Origin of the sequence: Pyramidobacter sp. YE332 (assembly GCF_033060595.1) — a bacterium.
Classification (GTDB): domain Bacteria; phylum Synergistota; class Synergistia; order Synergistales; family Dethiosulfovibrionaceae; genus Pyramidobacter.
Genome location: NZ_CP133038.1, coordinates 1,051,957 through 1,077,007, shown reverse-complemented (window position 1 = coordinate 1,077,007; position 25,051 = coordinate 1,051,957). Strand labels below are relative to the sequence as shown.

Genomic DNA, 25,051 nt, shown 5'->3' with positions numbered 1-25,051 from the left:
CACCGCATGAAGACAGACAGTCCGGCTCGCGCCGGCCGTTTCCCAGCGAAAAAGCAGGAGGTACATGCAGATGTCAGCCGACCGTGAGGATCTCAAAAAAGAAAAACCGCAGCCCCATGGGCTGAGGAAACTCGCGCCCAACGATTTCGACGAGGAAATGAACGCCATCAAAAACGGCCTTCACCACGTCGCCGAGAAGTTCCACAAGAACGCTCCCGTCGCCGAGGGGCGCCCCGTTCCCGTAGACCAGCTGGGCAAACGTTCGGCCGCGCAGACGTTCGCCGCGATCGGGCACCTGATCAAAAGCGCCTTGCCCGACGCAGCCGAGCGCAGCGCCCGGGCCCACGCCGGCAAAAAAGAGAAGCTCGTCGTCGACTTCGAAGAGGAAGAGACGCCGTGCGAAGAAACGAGCCGCGATGAACAGAGCGTCGCTCCGCAAAAGCTCCCCGCGGCGGCGAACAAGACGAAAGAAATCCTGAAGAGCGGCGCGCTGCGCCTTGCCAGCGAGAAGAACCGCGAGATGGGACGCATCGCCGCCGGAGCGGCCGCCGAAGGGTTCGGCACGGCGTTCTACGGCGTCGCCGAGGGGGCGCGTGCCCTTCGCCGTGCCGTCGAAAACAGGTTTCCCAAGGCGAACAGGATCTTCCACGCCGTCGGCATCGCCCTCGGCACGTCGCTCAGCGCCGCCGGCAAAGTCGCCCGGGCGGCCGGCAAAGGGCTCGTCTCGGTCGGTCGCGGCGCCGGAGAGAAGCTGAAAGACCTCAAAGACTCGGGAGCCTTCGAGAACGCGAAAGACAAACTCGGCCAGAGCGCGTCCAGCGCCATGCAGGAACTTTCGCGGAAGGGCAAAAACGCCGGCGAGCGCCTCGGCAAAGCCGCCTCGGGCGCCGCGACGGGATTGAAGGAAGCCGCCCGGAACGCCGGCGAGCGTCTGGGGCCCTCAAGGAAAAGGCCGACGCCAAACGCGAAGAGCGCCGCGCCGCCCGCGAAGCCGAGGGGACGCTCAGCGCCGGAGAGAAACTGAAAGCCCTCTCCGAAAAAGCGGCCAGCCGATTCAAAAGCATGCGCGGCGAGCTTTCCGAGAAGGCCAGGAAAATCGCCGCAAACGCCAAGAGCACGCTGCACCGCGACCACGCCGAACGCCCCGGCCGCGACGAAGGGAACGCCGGCGAGGAAAAACAGCCCGGCAAGAGCGCGCCGCTGGGCGAAAAACTTCGCGGCTGGAAGGACAAAGTGACGCTCGGCGCCAAGGATTTGGCCGCGAAGGCAAAAAGCCGCTTCGACGCTCTGCGCGTTCCCGAAGAGGAAACGCCCGAGGATCCGCCCGCGCCGCAAATTCCCGCCGTTCCCCCGCAGCCTCGGCAGCCCGTCTCCCCGGCGGACGACGTCAACGACTATACCGCCGAAGAGACCATCGCTCCCGACATGTTCCGCCAGAAGGACGACGAGAAACAAAACTGAGAACCGCCGCTCGCAGGCCCCGCCGTCGGGGCCTGTTTTTTATGCCGCGGCGCGCGGAACCGTTTCTCCGCGCGCCGCGGGCAGAACAGGGCAATCGCTTACGGAATAAGAACCCCCGTAGGGACGAGTCCCAAGACCTGCAGAGCCGTAGGAATGCCAAGCCCGCAGAGCTTGCGCTTGCTCCTCATCCCGCATTTGCACGTGTCACAGGTCTTCAGCATCTGCAAAGCGAGTTTTCGCAGAATGTTCATCACTTCCGCCGCGTTCTTCGCTCTCGCCCGACAGTCATCCTCCCTGAAGGCCATGTCCAGCATCCAGTGTAAGTTGTTCTCGATCGCCCAGTGCTCTCTCTTGATGCGCAGAAGGTCTTGCGCCCGGGCTCCTTTCAGGCTGTAGATGAAGTAATGGTCTTCAGTGCTGGTCTTGTTATCGACGTTCCGGGTGTTGTGGATCCAGGCGACGCCCGTGATGCCTCGCCAGTCTTCAAGTCCTTCGAACCAGCTCAGGTCGTTGGAAAGGTAACATTCTCTTCTCTCGATGCGCCCATGATCCTTCTCCAGGGTGCTGGCATACTGTCCTTTGGCTTTGAGTTCTCTTGTGCTTGTGTCCTGCGCTTCGCTGCGCAGGTGCCAGATGATGTCGTCGTGCAGTTTCTTCTGATTGCCTTTGACGGCGAGGACGTAATCTCCGCCCTTTTCGATGATCTTGGCGGCGATGTCCTTCTGCGTCCCCATGGCGTCGATGGTGACGACGGTGTCTTTGACCTGAAAGAGATCCAGCAGTTCGGGGATAGCCGTGATCTCGTTGCTCTTCTCGTCGGTCTTGATCTGACCGAGGACCAGCTGCGCCCGACTGGCAAAAGCGGTGAGCACGTGACTGGCTTTCTGTTCGGAACTGCCGCTGCGGCATATGGTCTTGCCGTCGATGGCGACGGTCATGCCTCTTGACTCCGCCAGCTTGCCCAGGTGGACGTACAGCTCGCTCATCCAGGCGTTGAAGCGTTCGGACAACACACGGGGATCGAGGCGGCTCAACACCTTGCCAAAGGTATCGTGAGAAGGGGTGCCGTGGCGGAAGTCGCAGAACGGCGCCAGATATTTCTTCTGATGATCGGCAAACATGGCCATTTCCGTATAGGTATCCATGTTACAGATCACGGCCAGCACGCTGACCAGAAGGATATCCTGGAGCCGATAGTGGATCGCGTTGCCTGTGCGGAAATCTTCAATTTCTGCCAGCAGTTCCAGAAATGTCTGGTTCATTCTCGTGCCTCCTGTCGGTGTTTTGGGGCGTTTTCGGTGTTTCTTTGTATTCTACCGCAGGGAGGCTTTCTTGGGATGAACTTACTTTTCTGCGTTGCGGCTTTCTTCTTCTCGTGAGCTTAATGGCAATTTCCTCGAGTGGATTTTCGTAAGCGATTGCCCTGGCGGGCAGAAAAGCCCGCAAGCATTTTTCCCGTTTCTTTGTTATACTTATTTTTGGTCCCCCGAGCGCGTTCCGAAGGGGGACGTCAGATTGCATACTCCTGCGGAGGTGACATTGTGGCTTCGAATTATTCCCAAAAGGTCAAAGGGCTGAAGCGCGGCGCCAACATGGCCGGCAAGCTGCACAAGTATTTTTTCTGGATCCTGCTCGGATTCCTGGCGCTGGTTTCCGGCTCGGCCTATCTGTACTGGAAGCTGGAACGCGGCGGCGAGGGCAGCGTCTTCGAAGCCCTGTGGACGATCCTGTTCACGCTGATCGGCCAGGGCGAGTTCGCCAACAACCCTCACACGATGGTCGGGCGCGTGATCGTCTTCGCGCTCTCCATCGTCGGCATTTCCGTGCTCGGCGTCGTGCTGTCGGAAGTGCTCACGCGCGTGATGAAGTACAATCTCAAGAACATGCTCGGACTGAACGCGTGCAGATACGAGGGGCACACGATCTTCTGCGGCTGGAACGGCCGCGCCGAGCTCGTGCTGAAGGAACTTGCCGCCTCGGGACGGCAGGTCGCCGTGCTGACTCGCGCCAAGCCGGCGGAACTGTCGCATTACGACGTATTTTTCGTCGCCGGCGAACCGACCAACGAGGCGCGCCTGATCCAGGCCGGCATCGAAAAAGCCGAGTCGGCGATCGTCTTCGCCGAACCGCAGCCCCGACTGACGAACGACGACCTCGACGCGCACACCGTGCTCACCGCCCTCGCGGTCGAGTCGCTGCGCCCCGAGATCTACACGGTCGTCGAACTGCTCGATCCCGCCAACGAGCGCCACGCCCGCCGCGCCCACGTGGACGACATCGTCTACTGCGAAAGCACGCTGGCCGACATCGTCGCCGCCTGCGCCTCACAGCAGGGCATCAGCTCGTTCATCGGCGACATCCTCACTTATTCCGACAGCGGCTCGGCCCTTCGCGCCGCCGACATCGAACCGCAGTGGGAGAATCGGACCACCGGCGAGCTGTTCGCGGCCATGCAGGCCGACGGCGAACTGCCGCTGGGCGTCATGACGCCCGACGCCTCTTCCGGAGCGGAACGCTGGCGCCACGAGATCAACCCGCCGGCGTCCAGGCCCGTCAGGCTGCCCATGCGCGTCGTGTTCATCTCGAAAAACAGCGGGAAGTAAAGGGAGGCCTTCACCCATGACCGAAATCTTCGTCAACATCCCCCAAGGACACACGCTCATCTGCGGCTGGAACTCCCACGCGCTCAAGGTGCTCAGGGAACTCGAAGCCTCCGGGCAACCCGTTGTCGTCGTCGCCCGCAGGCGTCCCGAAGAGCTGAAAAACAGCGCCGTACCGGTCGTCGAAGGCGACATCTCCGACGACGAAACGCTCAAGAGGGCCGGCGTCGAGACCGCCACGGCCGCCATTATCCTCGCCGAGAACGTCGGCTCTCTGCCGGCCGACACCGTCGACGCCCGCTCAATCCTCACGGCGCTGGCCGTCGAATCGCTGCATCCGGAGATCTACTCCGTGCTGGAAATCATCAATCCCGAAAACGAACGCCATGCCCACAACGCCAACGTGGACAACGTGGTCTACTGCAATCGTCTGATCGCCAATTACATCGCGCTCTGCGCTTCGCAGCGGGGCATCTCCGACTTCGCCAACGACCTCTTCAGCCATTCCGACGACCGTTCCAGCCTGAACACGATGGATCTCGATCCCAAATGGCAGGGCAGGAGCATCGGCGAAATCTTCGCGGCCGTCCGCGCGCAGGGCGACCTGCCGCTCGGCGTCATGCGCCGCGACGACAACGATTCGCGCCAAGTCTGGCGTCACGAGATCAACCCCGCCGCGGGGACGAAAGCGGAGCTGCCGATGAAAGTCATTTACATCAGCTGCGAGAAACCGGGACAAAACAACGGAGAGCGCTGAAGCGCTCCCCGAAGGCGCACAACGAAAAATGCGTGATGATCGGGCCCGATCATCACGCATTTTTCGTTGTGCGCCCGCGGCGCTCCGCGCCGCTTGCAGCCATTCGCCATTTTCCGCGCAGAGACGGCGGGCCATACTATTTCTTAATTAAAAAGCCGAACGTAAGAGCGCTGCAGGGGAGATTCACAAAGCGAGCCGCGCGGCAGTCGAGGCAGTTCTGAGCGACTGAACTCCCCCGCAGCCCCCGAAAACTATGCTAATACTTTCTATCAAGAATTAGTATTAATAGGTGACGAGATGACCCATCTTGTGCTCTTTCGTCTGAAGGTAGAACAGGTCGTTGGCGGTGGCGGGCATCTGGATGGGGACGCGCGCGGCGATCTCCAGGCCGAAATCCGCCAGCCCTTCGATCTTCTTCGGATTGTTGGTGAGCAGGCGCAGCGTGCGCACGCCGAGGTCGCGCAGGATCTGCGCGCCGATGTAGTACTCGCGCTGGTCTTCTTCGAAGCCGAGAGCCAGGTTGGCTTCGACGGTGTCCAGGCCGCGGTCCTGCAGCGCGTAGGCGCGCAGCTTGTTGAGCAGGCCGATGCCGCGTCCTTCCTGGCGCAGGTAAAGCATGACGCCGCGCCCTTCCGCGGCGATCTGCGTCATGGCGGCGGCGAACTGCTGGCCGCAGTCGCAGCGCAGCGAGCCGAACGTGTCGCCGGTCAGGCATTCGGAGTGGACGCGGCAGAGCACGTCGCGCCCGTCGCCCACGTCGCCCATGACGAGCGCGACGTGATGCTCGCCGTTGAGGCGGTTGCGATAGCCGTAGGCCGTGAAGAAGCCGTACTTGGTGGGCATCTTCGTCGTCGCCACGCGCTCGACGAACGTTTCATGACGCTTGCGGTATTCCTGGATGGCGCGGATGGTGATGAATTTCAGGCCCCACTCTTTCGCCTTCTCCGCCAGCTCGGGAGCGCGCATCATCCCGCCGTCGTCGCGCATCACTTCGCAGCAGAGGCCGCACTCTTTCAGCCCGGCGAGGCGCAGCAGGTCCACCGTGGCTTCGGTGTGTCCGTTGCGTTCGAGCACGCCGTTCGGCCGGGCCAGCAGCGGGAACATGTGGCCGGGGCGGCGGAAGTCTTCCGGCTTGGCGTCGTCGCCCACGCAGGCGCGGGCAGTGACGCCGCGTTCGACGGCGGAGATGCCCGTGGCGGTGGAAATATGGTCGATGGAGACGGTAAAGGCCGTGCAGTGGTTGTCGGTGTTGCTCTCGACCATCTGCGGCAGGCCGAGGCGTTTCACGTAGGCCGCGCTCATGGGCATGCAGATCAGGCCGCGCGCGAAGCGGGCCATGAAGTTGACGTTTTCGGTGCCGGCGAACTGGGCGGCGCAGATCATGTCGCCTTCGTTCTCGCGATTCTCGTCGTCGGCGACGAGGACGATCTTGCCGGCGCGCAGTTCGGCGGCGGCTTCTTCAACGGTGTTGTACTGGATCACGTCGGATTCCTCCCTCTGGAAATCATCAGGGCCGTCGTTTGGCTACGAAAAAAAAGGCTCTGAAACGCGCGGAGCATTTCAGAGCCGGGATCCCGGGACAACGGCGGAACTCGCTTCTTCCATCCAGACTGTACTGTCGGCTTCGGAATCTCACCGAATCATGCCTTGCGGCTCGCGGGCTTTACCGCCGGTAGGGACTTTCACCCTGCCCTGAAGTTCGATTGTGATGGTGCGAAAAGAATCATACTCCTCCGGCCGCCGCCGGTCAAGAGTCAGCCCAGCCGCGAGCAGCCGGGACCGCCCAGCAGGCTGTGGCCGCCGGGGCCGGGCGTGAGCGTGAGATGCGCGTCGATGCGTTCGCGCAGCGTCTTCACGTGGGAGATGACGCCGACGAGCTTGCCCCTCTCGCGCAGGCGGTTCAGGCAGTCGAGCACGGTCTCCAGCGTTTCTTCGTCGAGCGTGCCGAAGCCCTCGTCGAGGAACAGCGAGTCCACTTTCACTTCCCTCATGCCGTGCGACAGGGCCAGAGCCAGCGCCAGGCTGACGATGAAGCTCTCGCCGCCGGAGAGGTTGCGCGAGGTGCGCACTTCGCCGCCCTGCCAGAGGTCGACGACGTCGAGGCGCAGGGCGTCGTCGGCCGCCACCTTGAGGCGGTAACGCTCGGAAAGCTGTTCGAGCTGCAGGTTGGCGGCCCGCACGAGGCGGCGGAAGGTGAGGCCCTGCACGTAGCGGCTGAACTGGTCGCCGGAGGCGGAGCCGATCCGGTCGTTGAGGTCGCTCCAGAGTTCGTAGACTTTCCGCCGGCGCGCTTCGGCTTCCCGCAGCTCGCCCAGACGGCGGCGACATTCGTCGTCGTGGCGCAGCATCTGCTCGTCGGCGCCGCGGTTCTTGAGCAGATCGGTCAGTTCGTTTCCGCACGCCTCGAGCGCGGCCGTGAGGTCGGCGGCGGCGAGCTCGGGCGCGGGACCGAGCGCGCGCTCTTCCTCGTCGAGCAGCAGCGCCTGCGAGCGCAGCGCTTCTTCGCGCCGCTGCAATTCTTCGAGACGAGCGCGCAGAGCCGCGACAACTTCTTCGGAAAGCGCGGCGGCCCGCCACGCGGATTCTTCCGCAAAGCCGAGGCGCTTCAATCTCTCGGCAAACTGCGCCTGAGCTGCGGCGAGCTCGCCGCTCAGCGCCGCCAGATCTTCGCGCACGCCTGCCAGTTCGGTCTCGGTACGGGCGGCGTCGAGGGCGCTCTGATGGCGGAGCGCGTCCGCCTCGGCCAACGAGCTCTCGGCGGCGGCAAGTTTTTCTTTCAGCTTCGCGGCTTCCGCCTCGGGACGGCGTTCGCCGAACAGCTCGCGCCGCGCCCGCTGGCGCGCTTCCAGATTTTCCTGTCCGCGAGCCAGCGTTTCGCGCGCGTCCTGGAGCGAACGCTGCGCCGTCTGCCCCATCGTGGAAAGACGCTTGTGCTCCATCTGCCGGGCGGCGATCTTTTCCTGCATGGAGGCAAACTTGCGTTCCAGATCGGTCACTTTCCGCGCCGCTTTTTCGGCGTTCTGATGGAGCTTCAACTCTTCTTCCTGAAGCACGCTGCGCTGATAGGGCGCGGGATGATGGACGGCGCCGCAAAGCGGACAGGGCTTGCCCTCTTCGAGGCGGGAACTGAGAATGCTGAGGTCGGCGCGGTACATGGCCGCCATCGCCTGTTCCTTTTCTTCGCGCGCCCCGGCGAGGCTTTTGTTCATCGCCTCGGCTTCGAACTTGAACTGATTCAGCTCGGCCAGCACGGCGATGTCCTGCGCGTCGCCGGCGGCGAAGGAACTTTCCAGCTCGGCGATGCGGGTCTCCTGCTCGTGGCAGCGCAGGGCGTGACTTTCGATCTCGCGGTCGAGGTCGTGGACTTTGGCCCATAGTTCGGCCTGCTCGCCGTGTTCTTTCTTCAAAAGCGCCAGATCCTCCGCGGCGCTGACGCGCCGGTGTTCCGCGTCTTCGCGCCGCTGCGCGCCGGCGGCGGCGTCTTTTTCGAGGCGTTCCAGATCGCCCGCGGCGGCGTCGAGACGCGAGCGGCCGCGCGTCAAAGCGGCGTAAAGGTCGCCTGCCTGCGCGGCTCGCTCGGCCCGCGCCAGATCCTCGGCCTGCGGCGCAAAAGCCGTCTGCTCCCCGTTCAGTTCGCAACGCGCCTGTTCGTATTCCGCCCGGCGCGCCGAGAGGGCGTCGCGGCGGTCATACCAATCCAGCGCCTGCCGAAGCGTTTTTTCCCGCGCGCGCAGTTCCTTCTCGCGCGTCTCGCTGACGGCGGCGCGCCGCTGCGCCGCGGCGCGGACTTCCTCGGCCAGCGGGGCGTGTTCGGCCTGCGAGGAACGGATCTGCTCCAGCTCGAATCTCTCGCGCTTGGTTCGGTCGTAGACTTCGCGCGAGATCCGCCGGTAGATTTCCGCGCCCGTCAGCTCTTCGAGCAGTTTGGCGCGGTCGGCGCCGTCGGCCTGCAGGAAGGCCGCGAAGCCGCCCTGCGGCAGCATGACGGTGCGCGTGAAGCGCTCGAAATCGAGACGGCAGACTTCCTCCACCTTTTTGGCCATGGAGCTGACGCTGTCGGCCAGCACTTCTTCGCCGCCGCCGAGCCGCGAGAAACGGCACTTCGGCGCCTGCCACTCCCGGGCCGCGCCCTTGCGGGAGGATTTTTTCTGCGACCAGAAGGCGCTGTAGCGCTCGCCGCCGATCTCGAAGACCGCTTCGGCGAAACACTCGCGCTCGCCGCGGGTCATGATCTCATTGCCGGAGGTGTTGACGCGCTCCAGGCGCGGCGTGCGGCCGTAAAGCGCCAGGCACACGGCGTCGAGCAGCGTGCTCTTGCCCGCGCCGGTGGGGCCGGTGATGGCGAACAGGCCGCCGCGGAATTCCGGCGACTCGAAATCGACGTTCCACTCTCCGGCGAGAGAGTTGAGGTTCTTGAAATGAAGGCGGCACAGTCTCATCGCGCCGCCTCCGTCCGCACGGCTTCGAGCGCCTCGAGATACGCGCCCGTCAGCGCCTCCGCTTCCGCGCCCTCAATCTGGTGCTCGTTCAGATAGAGCCTGAAGACTTCGCGCGGCGACCAGTCCTCGTTCAGGTCGCCCGCGCCGGAAAAAGCGTCCGCCGGCCCCGCGCCCGCCACTTTGACGCGCAGGATCTTCACCGCGCCGCCGCTCAGCTCGCGGATACGGTCGTTCAGTCCCTGAGCGCCCTCGTCGGCGCAGTCCGCTTCGACCCAAACGGAGCGGCCGGACCGTTCGAGTTCGCTCAAAGCGGCGGCGATCTCGTCGAAGGAGCCTTTCAGGCGGCGGATCTCCTGCCACACGGGCACGTCGATCGCGCGCACCGAAACGGCGCGCCCGTCGAAATCGACGACGCAGACCTGCTTTTTCTGCCCCGCCTCGCCGAAGCCCATGCACAGCGGCGCGCCGCAATAACGGCGGCTCTCGAGCCCGCCGCAGATCTGCGGCGCGTGCAGGTGCCCCAGCGCCAGATAATCGACGTTTTCGGGAAAAGCCGACAGCGGCACCGCGCCCAGTGAACCGACCGCCAGGTCGCGCACGCCGTCGTCGGCGCGCACGGTTCCGCCGGCGGCAAAGCAGTGCCCCAGGGCGACGACGGGGATATCGCGCCCCGCGCGCCGCGTTTCGGCCAGCGCGCACACGGCGGCGTAATGCTTCGCGAAGCCGTCCAGTTCGGCGCGCGCGATCGCGTCGGCGTCTTCGCCGACAAGCGCGCCGCAGAGGTCGCGCGAGCGCAGAAACGGCACGGCGCAGCACAACGCGCCCGTTTTCCCCTGCGCGTCCGGCAGCTCGAAAAGCTCCGCGCCGGGCTCCGCCGCCGGCGCGCCCACGACGTGGACGTCGAGACGGTCCAGCAGCTCCCGGGGCGAGTCGAGCAGCGCCGCCGAATCGTGATTGCCGGCCACGATCACCGCGCTGCGGCAGGGCGTGCGCGACAGTCCCGTGAGAAAACGGTAATAAAGGCTCTGCGCCCACAAGGGCGGCGTGTAGGAATCGAAAACGTCCCCCGCCACGACGAGCGCGTCGACACGTTCGCAAATCAGCGTATCCGTCAGCCAGTCGAGAAACTGGCGGAATTCGTCGGCCCGCTCCTGGCCGCAGAGCTTGCGTCCCAGATGCCAGTCCGACGTGTGAAGGATTCTCATCGATCAGCCTCCTCATGGAGCGCCGTCTTTCGCGAAACGGCGATCCTGCGGTACAATAATCATAACACAGCGGAGGACGCAGAGGTTTCACTCTCAAAACAGGAGGAATGAAAAAATGCTCGGCGCGATTCTCGGCGATTTCTGCGGCGCTCAGTACGAGAGCCGTTGTTCCCGTTACGACGGTTCGCGGCCGCTGCTCAACGGCGGCTGCCGTTTCACCGACGACTCGATCCTCACTTTCGCCACGGCGGAAACGCTGCTCGGCGGCGACCGCAGCGCGGAACGCTTCGCCCGCGGCTACATGGAATGGGGCCGCGCGTATCCGAACCGCGGCTATGGACGCGGCTTCCGCCTCTGGCTCGAAAACGGCGAGCTGGCCCGAAACGACAGCTTCGGCAACGGCTCGGCCATGCGCGTTTCCCCCGTCGGCTGGGCGGCGCGCACGCGCGACGAGGCCCTTGAACTGGCGCGCGCCAGCGCCCTTTACACACACGGGCATCCCGAAGGCGTCAAGGGCGCGCAGATCATCGCCGCCGCCGTTTTCACGCTGCGTCAGGGAGCGTCCAACGACGAGCTGAAAAATTATCTCGAGGCGACGTTCGGCTGCGACCTGAGCACGCCAGTAGCGCAGATCATGGCGCAGGGCTATGCGTTCAGCGCCGCCTGCCAGGGCAGCGTGCCCCAGGCCGTGCGCTGTTTCCTCGAAAGCTCGTCCTACGAGGACGCCGTCGCCAAAGCGCTGCTTCTCAACGGCGACACCGATACGCAGGCCGACATGGCCGGCGCGCTGGCGCAGGTCCGCTTCGGCGTGCCGGAGGCGATGCGCGCGGCAGCGCTAGCGGCCATGGACGAAAAGATGAAAGCCGTGCTGCTGGCTTTCGAAGGACGCTTCATGGGCGGCGCGCCGTAAGGCGCCGCCCCGTTGCAACAAATTGGGGCAAAAGGCTTTTTTCGCCCGCCCCTGGAGAGATGAGACAAATAAACCTATTGCTGAATTTTCGCCCCTTCTTCCAGAGAAAGCGGAAGAGGGGCGATTCTTCGCGCCGCATGAAATTTTCGCGCCGCCGGATTTTTCCGATTTCCGCCCTTGCGCTTTGAGGCGAAAGCGCTTATAAAGTACCACGTAACGATCACCGATCTTCCCAGAAAGGGGGGGCGAGATGAACGTCCTCTTGCTGCTCGACCGCGCTTCGGATTCGATTTTCGACAGCCCCGAAACCGCCGAGCTTTTCGAAGAACTGGAAAATAAAGGCTACCGCCTGCAGCGTCCGGAATTGGAGGGAAGCCTTGTCGACATGCTGGAGCAGCGCCCCGAAGCCGCCGGCGCGATCATCGACTGGGACACGATGGGCGGCGAACTGTACGCTTCTATGGGGGAACTGAACGAGCGCCTGCCCTTTTTCGCTCTGACCAGCCCGGGGGCCGCCAAGGAACTGCAGCCGCCGGACAAGGACAAACTGACGCTGGCCTTCGTGCCGCTGCCCTGCCGCAACGCCGAGAGAACCGCGGCGAAAATCGACCGCGCCGTGCGCCGCTATTTCGAGCTGCTGCTGCCGCCGTTCACGCGCGCGCTGTTCAAGTTCGCCGACGCGAAGAAGAACACCTTCTGTACCACGGGGCACCTGCTCGGCTCGGCGTTCCGCCATCACGCCATGGGCTGGGCTTACTACAAATTCTACGGAGCCAACGCCTTCCGCGCCGACACGTCGGTGTCGGTGCCCGACATGGGCTCGCTGCTGGAACACACCGGCGTGCACAAAGACGCCGAAGAGCTGATCGCCCGCGCCTTCAACGCCGACCGCAGCTACATCGTCACCAACGGCACGTCCACGGCCAACAAGATCGTCGGCATGTACTGCGTGTCGCAGGGCGACACGGTGCTGATCGACCGCAACTGCCACAAGTCGATGACGCACCTGCTGATGATGTGCGACGTGGTGCCCATTTATTTGCTGCCGACGCGCAACGCCTACGGCATGATCGGCGGCATCCCCGCCGACGAGTTCACGTCCGAGGCCATCCATTACAAACTTTCCCAGCGCGACGACGCCACCTGGCCCACCTACGCGGTCATCAGCGACAGCACTTACGACGGGCTGCTCTACGACTGCAGCTGGATCAAGGCCAACCTGCCGGTGAAAAAAATTCATTTCGACAGCGCCTGGTCGCCCTACGCGCCGTTCAACCAAATCTACGAGAACAAGTTCGGCATGTGCGGCGAAGCGACGGCCGGCAAGACCATTTTTGAAACGCAGTCGGCGCACAAGATGCTGGCCTCCTTCGCGCAGGCGAGTTACGTTCACGTCAAGGGCGAGTACGACGCATCCGTGCTCGACGAGGTTTACATGATGCACACCACCACCTCGGCCAACTATCCCATCGTCGCCAGCGCCGAGACGGGCGCGGCGATGATGACGGGCAACCAGGGACGGCGGCTGCTGCAGAACTCCATCGACCGCGCCATGACTTTCCGCCGCGAGCTGGCGCGCCTGCACGACGAATGCAGCACGTGGTTCTTCAAGTGCTGGCAGCCCGACGACATTTCCGAGACCAAATGCTGGCCCATCTCCCGCGGCGAACGCTGGCACGGTTTCCTCGGCGCCGACGAGGACTTCAACTACCTCGACCCGATCCGCGTCTCCGTGCTCACGCCCGGCATGGATCCCACGGGACAGCTCATGGAAGAGGGCATCCCCGCCGCCGTGGTGTCGCGCTACCTTAACAATCACGGCGTCGTCACCGAGAAGACGGGGCCGTACCACATGCTGTTCCTGTTCGCGCTCGGCGTCGACGAGCTGCGCACCAAGGCGCTGCTGCGAGCGCTTCAGGATTTCAAGCGCGACTACGACAACGACGTTCCCATCCGCGAGGCCATGCCCGACCTGTTCAAGCTCGATCCCGTGTTTTACATGAACATGTCGCTGCAGCAGCTCACGCGCGGCCTGCACCGCGTGATGCGCAAACGCGACCTGCCCAAGCTGATGTACCACGCCTACGACGATCTGCCGGAGATGGAATACACGCCGTACCAGGCCTTTCAGAAAAACCTGCGCGGCGAAACGCACGAGGTGCCGCTGGCGGAACTGCTCGGCCAAGTCAGCGCCGACATGATCCTGCCCTACCCGCCCGGCGTGCCGCTGGTCATGCCCGGCGAGAAAGTCACCGAGAAGAGCGCCGCCGTGCTGGATTACCTGAACATGCTCTGCGAGACGGGCGAACTGTTCCCCGGCTTCGACACCGAGATCCACGGCGCCTACCGCCGCAAGGACGGCTATTACGTCAAGGTGCTCGACGAAGAATGAGCGCGCGGCGCACCGCAGGCGCAAAGACAAAATTGATGTGCCCGGGAGGGGTTTTCATGAAAAAACTGATGGCGCTGTTCATCGTCATGCTGTGCGCCCGTTCGGCCTCCGCCACGGAGATCCGCACCAAAGCGCTGACCGTCGTCTTTCCCGAAACATGGGACGCCGCAGTCCGCGCCGACGACAGCGTAACGCTGACCGCCGCCAACAAAAAGACCGTGATCACGCTGACGGTTCAGGCGGTGGCCAGCGCTCGGGAAAAGGCTGACCTCGATCCGCAGACGGTCGCCGGATACCTTGCCGAGCAGCTTCGCGAAGGCGGCGCCCAAACCAGCGCCGTCTCCGCCGCGGCGGACGGTTCCTGCTCGTTCACCGTCGTGGGCAAAGACTCGCGCAGTCAAACCGAGACGAAAAGCCGTTTCCGCTTCGCGATCGAAAACGGCGCGTGGTTCGTCACGCAGATCGTCAAGGACGGCGACACGCCCGAAACGGAACGTATCCTCAGCTCGCTTCGTTATCATTGACGGCCGCCGCTGTATGTTCCGCGCGGCACGTTTTCGCTTCATACAGGAAGAGCTTGCGCCGGAATCCTCCGTTCCTCGGGGAAAAATCGCAATTTCCGAAAGCTCAGTGTAAAATGGAACAAACTGCCGCGGCGGCAAGCCGACTTTTCGTCTTCCGAGGTGCGCTGTGCTGAATTTCCTTTCCTCACTGATCTCTTTCGTCGTCGCCCATTCGCTGCTTCTGAGCGCGCTGGGCTTTATTCTGCTGCGCCAGCGCCTGTCGCATCGGCTCAGCGTCTTTCTGGTGGAGAAATATTTCCCCGCCGCGCCCGCCGCGCCGCTGCCCGTCCGCCGCTACGACGGCTGGTTCGACCGGATCACGCGCGCGATCCCCGATTACATCGACGACACGGTGATGCGGCGGGCGCGGGAGCAGCGCGTGGCCGAGCAGGTGCGGCGGCGCTTTCTCGAACTGGTGATCGTCAGCCTCTTCAAGTCCTTCACGACGCTCGTCGTCTTCCTGACGGGCTACGCGCTGGCGCGCCTGCACGTGATCAGCGTCGCCTCGCTGGGATTCGTGGTGCGCGCCCTCTCGCTCGGCATCGCCATGCAGAATCTTTACTACTACTTCACCCGCTGGGACTTTCCGCTCAAAAAGGTCAGGGAGATCTACGGCGAATTCGGCTTCAACCTGGTGCGCTTCATCGAGGTGCAGATCTTCGCGCGCGTCTACCGGGAAGCCTGCGCCCGGATCGACCGGAGCGTGCAGGGGCTCGGCCGGTGGCAGCGCTGGGCTTACCGCTTCATGGGCAGCGGCACGGAATGTTACGCGCGGGCCATCTCGCAGCAGGCGCTGGACGAGAACCGCCGCTTCATCCGCTTGATCGCCGTGCTGGCGCCGCTGTCGCTGTGCTGTTATTACGCCGTGATGCGCCTGTTTCTCGCGCCGCTGGTGGCGCGCCTGACGGGCGAGCGGTTTTTCCGCTTCGTTTACGTCGCCCCGGCCGCGGGGCTACTGCAGTTCTGCGCGGATCATCCGCTGCTCGCCGTTTCGGCCCTGCTGGCCGGCTGGGGGCTGTTCCACGCGCGGAGCCGTCTCGCGCGCCTTTGCGCGCCGCTGTGGCGCCGGCTCGCGGCCAAGCTCAAGCCGTTTCTGCCCGATTAAAAAAGGAGTTCACCGAAAAATTTTCGTGAACTCCTTTTTGTTTTACGTTTTTTCCGCAACGTTCAGCGGAAGTCGCCCAGATGCGTCTTCCTGCCCGGTTCCCTGGTGAAGGGCGCGTAGATGCGCAGATGCGTGATATGGTCGAAGGCGTGGTCGTCCTTGCCGGCTGCGGCGTTAAAACGCCGCCATTCGCCGCCGTCGACGCGGCACATCACCAGCGAGCGGCGGCCGTACGTGGACCAGAAATCCCACAGCTTCTCCAGCGCCTGCGCTCCCGGCGTGAAAACGCCCTTGAAAAGCGGCGCGCGCGCCGTCATCTTTTCGCCGTCGAGGGAACGAACGATCATCCACTGCGTCTTCTCCCACGCCGATTTCATTTCCGGCGAGAACGAATGCTCGTAAGGAATGATCTGGAAGCCGCCGATGTCGCCGACGTCGCTCGTGCTCACGCAGATCACGCCGCAATGATTGGCGCGCAGGGCGCTGCGGCGCTGGAACTTGCTGCCGCCGAAGCGTCCCACGCCGCGGAAGGGGCGCTCCACGGAGGCGATCGCCTTGCCGCCGCCGCGCCAGTACGCCCGCACCTCGCCGCCGGCGCGGTTTTCGAAGTCGAACATGTAGGGTCCGTCGAGGTCTTCCGTCACCGACACCACCAGCGTCTCGCCGGGTTCGGGCAGCTGAGCCGCCGTCAGCTCGCGCAGCGTGCCGTCGGCGCGGCGCACGCGCGCCCGGTCGCCCACCACCGGCGCCCAGCCGCCGAACAGCCCCGCACCGGCCGGACAGTCGATCACGAACGCCGCCGACGCGCCCGCCGCGGGAGCGATCGTCTCCGCCGGCACAAGGCTGACGATGCGCCCCTTTTCGTTCTCCACGGAAACCGTCAGGTGGATCGCGTTCACCGCCGTGGCCGCCACGGTGCCGGGTTCGGCCCAGGCGCTGGCCGTGTAGCCGGGATATCGCGTGGCCGTGGGCACGCGCAGCACTTTGCCGAGATCTTTCGTCTGTCCGTTGGGGCGGACGGCGCGCGCCATGCCGCCCGCCGCCGCGGGGATCTCGATCCGGAAGATCTCCTCCGGCCGCGCCCAGGCCGGGACGCAGAGCCAGATCAGCCACATCGCCGTTATCAGTTTCTTCACTTCTATCGACCGCCTTCACTCTGTTTCTGTTTGCCGCTTCATATTGTAGCACCGCCGCCCGCCGATGGGAAAGCGCCCCCGCTCCCCGCCGGGGGTCCCAAAAGAAAGAAGCCGCCTCAAAATCTCGATCGAGGCGGCTTCTTCGCCGTTGTTCTCCGCTTTGAAGTTTTATCTGCCCAGATCCAGCATCACGGCGTTTTTGCCGAAGACCCAGCCGGCGCCGAAGGAGCCTTTCACCTGATACCAGCCGCCCTGCGAGCCGACGACTTCGGCCGTTTCGTTGCTGAGGCGGCCGATGACTTTGGACCCTTTGTCGGCGTTCGGCACGTCGCGCACGTTGTTGCTGCCGCGCAGGTAGACGAACTTCCGTCTCGACTCGGCTTGCGCCGCGGCCAGCTCCGTCTTGGCCCGCTCAAGCCGGGCGTTCAGCGCCGCGATCCGTTCGTCGCGCGCGGCGCTTTGAGCGGTCAGTTTCCTGATCTCTTCGTCCTTGGCGGCACTGACCGCCGTCAGCTCGCCGATCTTCTGCTCGCGCTCGGCCACGAGCCCCATCTGCTCCCGCACCTTGCCGTCCGTTTCGGCGATCCTCGCGTCCTTCGCTTTCACCTCTTCGGCGATCTGCTGATAGGCGGGATCGTTGGCACGGGCGTCGCGGAACCTCTCCGCCATCACGCCCTTGTCGTAATACCACACGGCGGCGCCGCCGGCTCCGGCCGCCGCCATCATGGCGATCACGGCGACGGAGAGCGGCAGTTTCTTCACGGGCGTTTCCTCACCGGCCCTCACCAGCGCGCTGCTCAGCAACGCGGAGAGCGCGTACAGCAGCAGCGCGATCCATGAGAACGCGTAATACTCGGGCCAGATCAGTTCGCCCCCCAGCGAGACGAACATCGCCGCCAGCAGCAGCCAGGCGGAAAAGCGCAGGCCGCAGAGCGCCAGCAGGCCGCCCGCAAGGCCAAGCGCCGCCGTCACCGCGGCGCATAGCGTCTTCGCGTCCAGATCGCCCAGCGCGGCCAGGCAGAAACCGCCGCCGAACTTTTCGCCAAGAACGCGGCACGCCCCGCTCTGATAAAGCGAAATAGCCGCAGCCGCCAGCGCGAAAATAAAGGCGAAAACATAGGCCGACGTGTAACGGCGTCCCGCCCGGGCCGCGTCCACCGCCGCACCGGGCCAGGAAACCGCGCCGGCGACAAGGCAGAGGACAAAAGCCCCCAGGACGCGGGGAACCAGACGTCCCAGTGAAGCTGGGCCACCGCGCAGACCACGGCCGCAACGGTCAAAAACAGCGTAGCGCCGGCACGCTTCGCCAGCGCCAGCAGGCCGCCCAACAAGGCCAGAGCCGCCGCGGCAAGCGCGCTTAACGATTTGGCGTCGAGCGAGGGAAGATTCTTATACCATTCGAGATCGACGAAGTGTGCCTGCACGACCGGCCACATGCCGCTCTGCCAGAGCGTATAACCTGCCGCCGCCAACGCCAGCAGGAACCCCCAGAGGCGCGAACAGCCCGCCTTCGGGGCCGGCATTCCCTCCTCCGCCGCGGCGAGCTCATCTTTCACTTCGCGGTCAAGCGCCGTCGCCGGAGCGGGGTCGGCCATTTCCGGCTCCTTGCCGACATATTCCTCGTCCCCGTATTCGTCCTCCGCGCCGCGGACCTTCATGCCCATCAGTGCGGCCGCCGCGAACAGCACCGCCGAAGCGCGAACGTAGGGATAGACGATTTTCAGCCTGAACTCGCAGTACAAAGAGATCCCCGCCGCCGCGAACAGCAGCAGCGCCGCAAGCTTTTTCCTGAACAGGGCCAGCAGCGCCCCCAGCACCGCCAGAGCGGAAGAAGCGACGACGCACATCGACTTGGGATCGAGCGAAGCGAAGTCCTTCAGCCAGCCCAGCTCAAAACCGCTTTCCATGATCATGGCGAGACAGCCGCTGTAACACAGGGACAGCGCCGCTCCGGCGGCCGCCAGCAAAAAAGCGAACACGTGCATGATGAAATTCCTCCTCTGTTCGGACCGCAACACTCAGCCCGCAATCACACGATCGTTCGAAAATTATAGCCGATCTTCGTTCATAATACCATAAAAATGGCGGCGCCTTCGCAGCGCCGCGCGAAAAACGAGCTTGCCCATCCGCCCGCGGCCGGCGCCGCTTCACCCCTTTGGGCGATGACCGGCCGGTATGTTTCTGCTACACTGCAATCGTTTTTTCGAAACGCCGGCCCCATCACAACATCGACGAAGGAGGAAGCTTCATGAAGAAAATCATCGGCGCCGTTTTGGTCCTGCTGGGAATCGGAACGGGCGCTCTCGTCTGGAAGATGCATAACGACATGCCGAAAGCGCAGGAGCAGCTGGCCGCCGCCGCGTTCCTCGGCGAGCCGGCCGTCCTGCCGGAAAACGAAGGCCGCCTGGTCGTGTGCGGCGGCGTTCTGGAGATGACCGCGCCGGCGGTGGACGGAGAGCTGAACGTCACGCTGCCCTCGCCCAAGGCCGAGCGCCTGACCGAACGTTACGAAAGAGTCGGTACGGACGGCAAAAACAAATACGAGTGGAAGAAAATCTATTCCGGAGCGCTGGGCAGCCGCACGCTCGTCGGCGAAGCCAAGCTCGGCGCCTTCGTCCTGGCGCCGGAACTGCTCAGGACCCTGCCGACGCCAGCGTTCTGCCGGGAGTTCGACGGCGGGGAACTCGCGCGCGCCGGACTGGTAACGTACGGCAAGCTCCTCGGCAGCGAGCGCTATCTGTCGCGCTCCAAGGGCAACGTGCGCGGCGCGCTGCGCTTCTCCTACCGCATCTCCGACCTCGACGGCCGCCAGGTCACGGTGAAAGCCGTTCAGAAGGACGGCGCGCTCCATCCCGCGCCCGATCAGGCGCCGTGCGTTCTGGAAGGCATTCTCAGCCGTGAGGAAGTGCTGAAAGACAGCGAAGAATCCGGCGTCATGGGGCTTGCGACCGGCGCAGTCATCGCCGCGCTGCTCCTCGCCGCGGGCGTCGCCACGTTCCGCCGCGGCTGAGCCGCTCCGCCGCATCCCGTGAAACAAAAGAAAGGCCGGCCCGCGATGAAGTGAAATTTCATCGCGGGCCGGCCTTTCTTTGGACGGAGACTGCCTCGGGGCCGCCACGAACGCTCCAAGCGGCGTCGGTCACGATTGCGTGTACAGGTCGCCCATGCGGCGCAGCCAGCTGCCGAAGCGCTGTTTGAGCGTGACTTTCGGCTGGGGCGCTTCGGGCAAAGGCAGAGGAGCGACCGGCGCGCGGCGGCGCGGCTTGCGGCGCTCGTGCGGGGCGCTCGGCGCGGTACGGGCGGCGGGGGCTTCTTTTTTGAGCGGCGGCACGAGCGCGCTTTCGCGCGCGGCGCGGTCAAGCAGCAGCAACGCCAGCGCCTGCTCGGCGATTTTCTTGCCGGGAGCGGTCATGCAGGCGGCCAGATCGCCCTTGACGAACAGGCCGGTGCGGTACAGGCGCAGGTCTTCGCTGCCGCCGGCGCGCAGCGACAGGATCTCGGCGGGGCCGCGGCGCGAGCTTTTCAGACGCTCTTCCAGCAGCAGGTCGGGACGGACGTTCTGCGGCGACATGCCGGCAGGCGCGCTCAGCTTCAGCTCGCGCAGCACGTCCTTCCAGCGCCGGGTCTGCGTGACGGCCCTGAACAGGGCCAGCAGGCGGGCCTGATTTTCGCCGAGGCCGGGCACTTCGGTGCAGAACCGGTCGCCGAAAAAGACGCGGGCGCGGCGCATTTCGTCCTGCCCGGCAACGGAGGCGATCTCGACGCGCAGATCTTTCTCGCCGCCGCGCTCGCAGACGGCGCGAAAGGCGCTCTCCAGACGGGCCTGCAGCTGAGGCAGGTCGGCGTTCAGCCGCTCGCTTTCCCCGAGGGCGTCGGCGGCGAGCAGCTGCAGCATTTTCCAGGCGGCGGCCTGGCCGGCGGCGCGCTTGCTCTGGCCGCTGCCGCTGACGATCGGCTCGCCGCTCAGCTGCAGTTCCACGAAGAACAGCGGGCTTTTGCCGCCCGGCGAGGGCAGATCGACGTAATGGGGCTGGCCGATGCCGAGGCGCTCGCAGCAGGTCTGCAGGCGGCCTTTCAGCTCGGGGCTGTTTTTCAGGCCGGCAAGCTCCAGGTCCCTGAAAGCGTCGGCGCCGCGCTTCGTCTGCCGGGCGGCGGCTTTGCCCACCTCGCGGACCAGGGCTTTCAGCGCGTCCTTCTTCGACGGGCCGCCGGCTTCGGCGACGCGGATGCCGTTTCGAAACGCCGCGGCGGTGAACACCGGCTTGTGCTCGGGACCGTCTTTGGCGACGATGCGGTATTCCACGCCGTCGCGGACGAGGACGGGCTTTTCCGCGGCGGCGTTTTCGGCCTCGCTCGCGCCGGCCGCACTGCGGCCGCGGGGTGGCTGCCCATGGCGGGGCAGGACGCGGCGGTAGCGGGCGCGCAGCACGACGGCGCGCTTTTTCTGTTCCTCGGCGGAAGCGTGACTGAGGCGGCACATGGCGTCGCGCGCGGCGTTGCGCTCCGCCTCGGTGCGGTCGGCGCCGAGGCCCGTGCCCGAGGGCTCTTTGTCGAGGGAGACGGTGCTCTCGAAGATGATCTTGCCGTTGGCGCGGCGGCGCATCGTGCTGTAGCGCGGCGCGCCGAGCTTTTCGTACGAGCAGTCGCGCTCGAGGTGGCGGCGCGAATCGAAGCCCGCGCCCTGGTCGGGGTAGTCGGCAAAGCTCTGCAGCAGCGCGCGCACGGCGTCCAGCCCGCCGTCGAGAAAAAAGGCGCCGGCCACGGCCTCGACCGAGTCTTCCACCATGGCGTCGGAAACTTCCACGCCCTCGCACACGCGCAGCATCCGGTCGAAGCCGGCCTCGTAGCCCCAGGCGCTGAGATTGCGGCCGCAGACCAATTTGGAGCGCTCGATGGTCATAAAACCTTCGTCGGCCTCGGGATATTCCTGGTAGAGGGCCTCGCCGACCAGCAGCCCCAAGGCGGCGTCGCCAAGGAATTCGAGGCGTTCGTTGTTCATGCTCGGGCTCTGGCCGCCGGCGCCGGACCGCTGCGTGAAGGCCAGGCGCAGCAGCTCGGGATCGCGGAACTGATAGCCGGTGCGCTTCTGCAGGCTGTCGGCGCGCTGCCAGAACTCCTTGGGCATGTTTTTTTCGTTCATCCATTCACCTCCTTTCGACGATCTTTACGCGCCGGATCTGCCGACGCTTCGCAACAAAACGATTCTAACACACCGCGCGCCGCCGCACAAAAAACGCCGCGTCCTTTTCACGGGGGACGCGGCGTTTCACGTTTTTCGCGAAAATCACTTTTTCGCTGCGGCGGCGAACGCGCGCACGGAGATGCCCAGCTCGTCGAGCTGAAGCGATTCGACCGGCGAAGGCGCGCCGGCCATCAGGTCCTGGGCCTTGGCCGTCTTGGGGAAGGCCATCACCTCGCGAATGCCCTTGCAGCCGCACAGCAGCATGCAGAGGCGGTCGAAACCGATGGCCAGCCCGCCGTGGGGCGGCGTGCCGTACTTGAGCGCGTCGAGGAAGAAACCGAAACGGCTTCGCGCTTCTTCGGGCGTGAAGGCCAGACACTTGAAGACCTTTTCCTGCACTTCTTCGTCGTGGATGCGGATCGAGCCGCCGCCCACCTCGATGCCGTTGAGCACGAGGTCGTAGGTGCGCGAGCCGCAGCGCGCGGGATCGCTTTCGAGATAGGGCAGGTCCTCGGGGTTGGGCTGGGTGAACGGGTGATGCGTGGCCACCCAGCGGTTTTCATCGGGACTCCACTCCAGCAGCGGGAAGTTGGTGACCCAGAGGAACTCCCAGCCCTCTCGCACCAGGCCGTGCGCCCTGGCGACGTCGAGACGAAGCTGCCCCAGCACCGTGGCGACCAGCATGGCGTCGACGTTGGCGATCAGGAAAATCGCGTCGCCGTCCTGCGCCTGCGCCAGTTCGAGGAACTGCGCCTTGTGTTCGTCGTCGAGGTATTTGGCCAGCGGCCCCTTGAGCGTTCCTTCCTTGATCTGGAAAAACGCCACGTCGGGCGCGCCCAGCTTCTTGCCGGCGGCAGCGACGTCCTCGCACTGCTTGCGCGACCATGCGGCGCCGCCGGGCACGGAGATCGTGCGGATCACGCCGCCGTTGGCGATCAGATTCTGGAAGGGAGCGAAGCTCGTGCTTTCGAAAGCGGCGGTGACGTCGTGAATTTCGAAGGGGATGCGCAGGTCGGGCTTGTCGCTGCCGAAGCGGCGCATCGCCTCGCCGTAGCCGAGGCGGCGGAAGGGCGCCGCGATTTCGACGCCGAGGATCTTCTTCCACAGGCCGACGACGTAGCCCTCGAGCAGATCGTACACGTCTTCTTCGGTGACGAAGCTCATCTCCAGATCGACCTGTGTGAACTCGGGCTGGCGGTCGGCGCGCAGGTCCTCGTCGCGGAAGCATTTGGCGATCTGATAGTAACGGTCCATGCCGGAGATCATCAGGATCTGCTTGAACAGCTGCGGCGACTGGGGCAGCGCGTAGAACGAGCCGGGCGCGACGCGGCTGGGCACGAGGTAGTCGCGCGCGCCTTCGGGCGTAGACTTCATCAGGATCGGCGTTTCCACCTCGGTGAAATCGCGGCCGTTCAGATAGGCGCGCGTGTACTGAGCCACCTCGTGGCGCGTGCGCAGGTTGTTCTGCATGCGCTCGCGGCGCAGGTCGAGATAACGGTAGGTGAGACGCAGGTTTTCGTCGACGTTTTCCGTCTCGTCGCCGATCTCGAAAGGGATCGGCGCGGCCGCCGACAGCAGCAGGAAGTCGCTCGCCACCATCTCCCAGCGTCCGGTCGTCATGTGGGGATTGATCATGCCGTCGGGGCGCACGCGCATTCTGCCTTTCACGGCGATCACGTATTCGCTGCGCAGATCGCCGGCGTCGGCGTGCATCTGCACGTCCACCTCCGGCGTGAAGACCACCTGCACGCTGCCCGACTTGTCCCACAGCTCGATGAAAATCACGCCGCCATGGTCGCGGCGGTTGCGGACCCAGCCGTTGAGCACGATCTCCTTGCCGACCAGCTCTTCGCCGACCAGCCCGCATTTGACGGTTCGCTTCCAGCTTGAATCGAAAATTCCCTTGCGCATTTTTCTCCAAACTCCCTTGTCTGTTCAAAAAAGTCCAACGAAGCGCCGCGTTGGAACGGCGCTTCGCGTTTTTTACCGTGTGCCGGCCAGAGACGCCACGCGGGCGGGCACGTCGGCGAGAGGCACTTCTTCCTGCGCCGCCGCGCTCAAGTCGCGCACCGCGGCCACGCCGCGCGCGATCTCGTCGCCGCCGAGGATGCAGGCAGCTTTGGCGCCGCTGGCGACCGCCGTTTTCATCTGCCCCTTCATGCCGCGGCCGGCGTAGTCCATGTCGGCTTTCAGCCCGGCGCGGCGCAGCGCGTAGAGCAGCTCCACGGCGTTCAGCCGCGCCGAATCGTCGGGGCAGACCACGTAGGCGTCGAGCGCCGGCTGCGCGCCGAACGAGCAGCCCTGCTCATCCATGACGAGGATGACGCGGTCGAGTCCGGCCGCGAAGCCCACGCCCGGCACGTGCGGCCCGCCGATCGCCTCCGCCAGGTTGTCGTAACGCCCGCCGCCGCACACGGCGCTCTGCGCGCCGAGGTCGCCGGACTTGACCTCGAAAGCGGTCTTGGTGTAATAGTCGAGGCCGCGCACCAGCGTTTTGTCGAGCGTGTATTTGACGCCCAGCCGGGTCAGCGCCGCGGTGACGGTCTTGAAGTGTTCGGCGCATTCGTCGCAGAGACTGTCGAAAATGTCGGGCGCGCCGGCGACGATCTCGCGGTCTTCTTTGCAGTCGAGCACGCGCAGCGGGTTGCGCTGCAGACGGCTTTTGCAGGTGTCGCAGAGTTCGTCGCACCGACCCTGCAGATAGCCGATCAGCTTCTCGCGGTAGACGGGACGGCACTTGGGGCAGCCCACGGAATTGATCACCACCTCGAGGTTCCGCATCCCCAGAGTACGGAACAGCTCGATGGCAGTCATGATCACCTCCGCGTCGACGAGCGGGCTCTCGGAGCCGATCTCCTCGTAGTCGAGCTGCCAGAACTGACGGTAGCGCCCCTTCTGAGGGCGCTCGTAACGGAACATCGGCCCCGCGCCCCACAGCTTGGCGGGGTTGCCGCCGGGCACGCCGAGCGAGTGCTCCACGTAGCTGCGCATCATGCCGGCCGTCATCTCCGGACGCAGCGTGATGCTGCGGTCGCCCTTGTCGGTGAAGGTGTACATTTCCTTCTCCACGATGTCGGTCGTGTCGCCCACGCCGCGACTGAAAAGCTCGGTATGCTCGAAGATCGGAAGCCGGACCTCGCTGTAATTGAACCTGCCCGCCGTTTCCGCGGCGCGGCCGAGCACATAGGCCCATTTCCAAGACTCGTCGGGAAGAATGTCGCGGACTCCGCGCGGTCCCTTGATAGATTCAGACATCGATCCGTACCTCCTGCGTGTCGAAAAATTTTAACGATACGGCTTT

At 64.8% G+C, this 25,051-nt stretch carries 19 protein-coding genes and 1 riboswitch; of the genes, 9 read left to right on the top strand and 10 right to left on the bottom strand.

Annotation, left to right across the window (positions count from 1 at the left end):
• The first annotated feature begins 70 nt into the window (after positions 1–70).
• Entirely contained in the window at positions 71–1,024 is a 954-nt protein-coding gene (locus RAH42_RS05025) for a hypothetical protein (RefSeq protein ID WP_317540089.1), read from the top strand.
• 38 nt (positions 1,025–1,062) lie between these two features.
• Positions 1,063–1,461 (top strand): hypothetical protein, encoded by a 399-nt coding sequence (locus RAH42_RS05020; RefSeq protein WP_317540088.1) that lies wholly within the window; start codon positions 1,063–1,065, stop codon positions 1,459–1,461.
• 98 nt (positions 1,462–1,559) lie between these two features.
• Here the strand turns inward: RAH42_RS05020 and RAH42_RS05015 are convergent, their stop codons facing one another.
• Complete coding sequence (locus RAH42_RS05015) at positions 1,560–2,723, bottom strand: ISAs1 family transposase (RefSeq protein ID WP_317540087.1); 1,164 nt, start codon at positions 2,721–2,723, stop codon at positions 1,560–1,562.
• 279 nt (positions 2,724–3,002) lie between these two features.
• Between RAH42_RS05015 and RAH42_RS05010 the strand changes: the two genes are divergently transcribed.
• Positions 3,003–4,064, top strand: coding sequence for a potassium channel family protein (locus RAH42_RS05010; protein WP_317540086.1), 1,062 nt, complete (start codon positions 3,003–3,005; stop codon positions 4,062–4,064).
• A gap of 16 nt (positions 4,065–4,080) precedes the next feature.
• A complete protein-coding gene (locus RAH42_RS05005) occupies positions 4,081–4,818 on the top strand; it encodes an NAD(P)-binding protein (protein ID WP_078016065.1) in 738 nt (245 codons plus the stop codon).
• Positions 4,819–5,100: 282 nt separating this feature from the next.
• Here RAH42_RS05005 and RAH42_RS05000 read toward each other — a convergent pair whose 3' ends face one another.
• The 3 genes from RAH42_RS05000 to RAH42_RS04990 all read right to left on the bottom strand — a co-directional run bounded on the left by RAH42_RS05000 (position 5,101) and on the right by RAH42_RS04990 (position 10,462).
• A complete protein-coding gene (locus RAH42_RS05000) occupies positions 5,101–6,297 on the bottom strand; it encodes a bifunctional 3,4-dihydroxy-2-butanone-4-phosphate synthase/GTP cyclohydrolase II (RefSeq protein WP_343228918.1) in 1,197 nt (398 codons plus the stop codon).
• 110 nt (positions 6,298–6,407) lie between these two features.
• A riboswitch (FMN riboswitch) is annotated at positions 6,408–6,522 on the bottom strand.
• A gap of 50 nt (positions 6,523–6,572) precedes the next feature.
• Complete coding sequence (locus RAH42_RS04995) at positions 6,573–9,257, bottom strand: AAA family ATPase (protein WP_317540085.1); 2,685 nt, start codon at positions 9,255–9,257, stop codon at positions 6,573–6,575.
• Positions 9,254–10,462 carry an exonuclease SbcCD subunit D C-terminal domain-containing protein gene (locus RAH42_RS04990; protein WP_078016062.1) on the bottom strand — a complete coding sequence of 403 codons (1,209 nt, stop codon included), beginning with the start codon at positions 10,460–10,462 and terminating at the stop codon, positions 9,254–9,256. Before RAH42_RS04990 ends, RAH42_RS04995 begins: the two co-directional genes overlap by 4 nt.
• 115 nt (positions 10,463–10,577) lie before the next feature.
• Here RAH42_RS04990 and RAH42_RS04985 point away from each other — a divergent pair, with 115 nt between their 5' ends.
• From RAH42_RS04985 to RAH42_RS04970, 4 genes are all read left to right on the top strand, one after another.
• Positions 10,578–11,372 (top strand): ADP-ribosylglycohydrolase family protein, encoded by a 795-nt coding sequence (locus tag RAH42_RS04985; RefSeq protein ID WP_120372144.1) that lies wholly within the window; start codon positions 10,578–10,580, stop codon positions 11,370–11,372.
• 250 nt (positions 11,373–11,622) lie between these two features.
• The gene (ldcC, locus tag RAH42_RS04980; RefSeq protein ID WP_078016060.1) at positions 11,623–13,764 is read left to right on the top strand and encodes a lysine decarboxylase LdcC; all 2,142 of its coding nucleotides are present in this window, start codon (positions 11,623–11,625) and stop codon (positions 13,762–13,764) included.
• Between the two features lie 56 nt (positions 13,765–13,820).
• Positions 13,821–14,288, top strand: a complete 468-nt coding sequence (locus tag RAH42_RS04975; RefSeq protein ID WP_317540084.1) for a hypothetical protein — start codon at positions 13,821–13,823, stop codon at positions 14,286–14,288.
• 166 nt (positions 14,289–14,454) lie between these two features.
• Positions 14,455–15,432, top strand: a complete 978-nt coding sequence (locus tag RAH42_RS04970) for a hypothetical protein (RefSeq protein WP_317540083.1) — start codon at positions 14,455–14,457, stop codon at positions 15,430–15,432.
• 62 nt (positions 15,433–15,494) lie between these two features.
• Here the strand turns inward: RAH42_RS04970 and RAH42_RS04965 are convergent, their stop codons facing one another.
• From RAH42_RS04965 to RAH42_RS04955, 3 genes are all read right to left on the bottom strand, one after another.
• Positions 15,495–16,568 carry a hypothetical protein gene (locus tag RAH42_RS04965; RefSeq protein WP_317540082.1) on the bottom strand — a complete coding sequence of 358 codons (1,074 nt, stop codon included), beginning with the start codon at positions 16,566–16,568 and terminating at the stop codon, positions 15,495–15,497.
• 168 nt (positions 16,569–16,736) lie between these two features.
• Positions 16,737–17,540, bottom strand: a complete 804-nt coding sequence (locus RAH42_RS04960; RefSeq protein ID WP_317540081.1) for a hypothetical protein — start codon at positions 17,538–17,540, stop codon at positions 16,737–16,739.
• Positions 17,537–18,553 carry a hypothetical protein gene (locus RAH42_RS04955; RefSeq protein ID WP_317540080.1) on the bottom strand — a complete coding sequence of 339 codons (1,017 nt, stop codon included), beginning with the start codon at positions 18,551–18,553 and terminating at the stop codon, positions 17,537–17,539. Before RAH42_RS04955 ends, RAH42_RS04960 begins: the two co-directional genes overlap by 4 nt.
• 263 nt (positions 18,554–18,816) lie before the next feature.
• Here RAH42_RS04955 and RAH42_RS04950 point away from each other — a divergent pair, with 263 nt between their 5' ends.
• A complete protein-coding gene (locus RAH42_RS04950) occupies positions 18,817–19,578 on the top strand; it encodes a hypothetical protein (protein ID WP_317540079.1) in 762 nt (253 codons plus the stop codon).
• Positions 19,579–19,707: 129 nt separating this feature from the next.
• On the opposite strand, the gene RAH42_RS04945 is transcribed toward RAH42_RS04950, so the two are convergent.
• From RAH42_RS04945 to hisS, 3 genes are all read right to left on the bottom strand, one after another.
• Positions 19,708–21,708 carry a putative dsRNA-binding protein gene (locus RAH42_RS04945; RefSeq protein WP_317540078.1) on the bottom strand — a complete coding sequence of 667 codons (2,001 nt, stop codon included), beginning with the start codon at positions 21,706–21,708 and terminating at the stop codon, positions 19,708–19,710.
• A gap of 144 nt (positions 21,709–21,852) precedes the next feature.
• Positions 21,853–23,661 (bottom strand): aspartate--tRNA ligase, encoded by a 1,809-nt coding sequence (gene aspS / locus RAH42_RS04940; protein WP_317540077.1) that lies wholly within the window; start codon positions 23,659–23,661, stop codon positions 21,853–21,855.
• Between the two features lie 72 nt (positions 23,662–23,733).
• Complete coding sequence (gene hisS, locus RAH42_RS04935; protein ID WP_317540076.1) at positions 23,734–25,005, bottom strand: histidine--tRNA ligase; 1,272 nt, start codon at positions 25,003–25,005, stop codon at positions 23,734–23,736.
• Between the last annotated feature and the right edge of the window lie 46 nt (positions 25,006–25,051).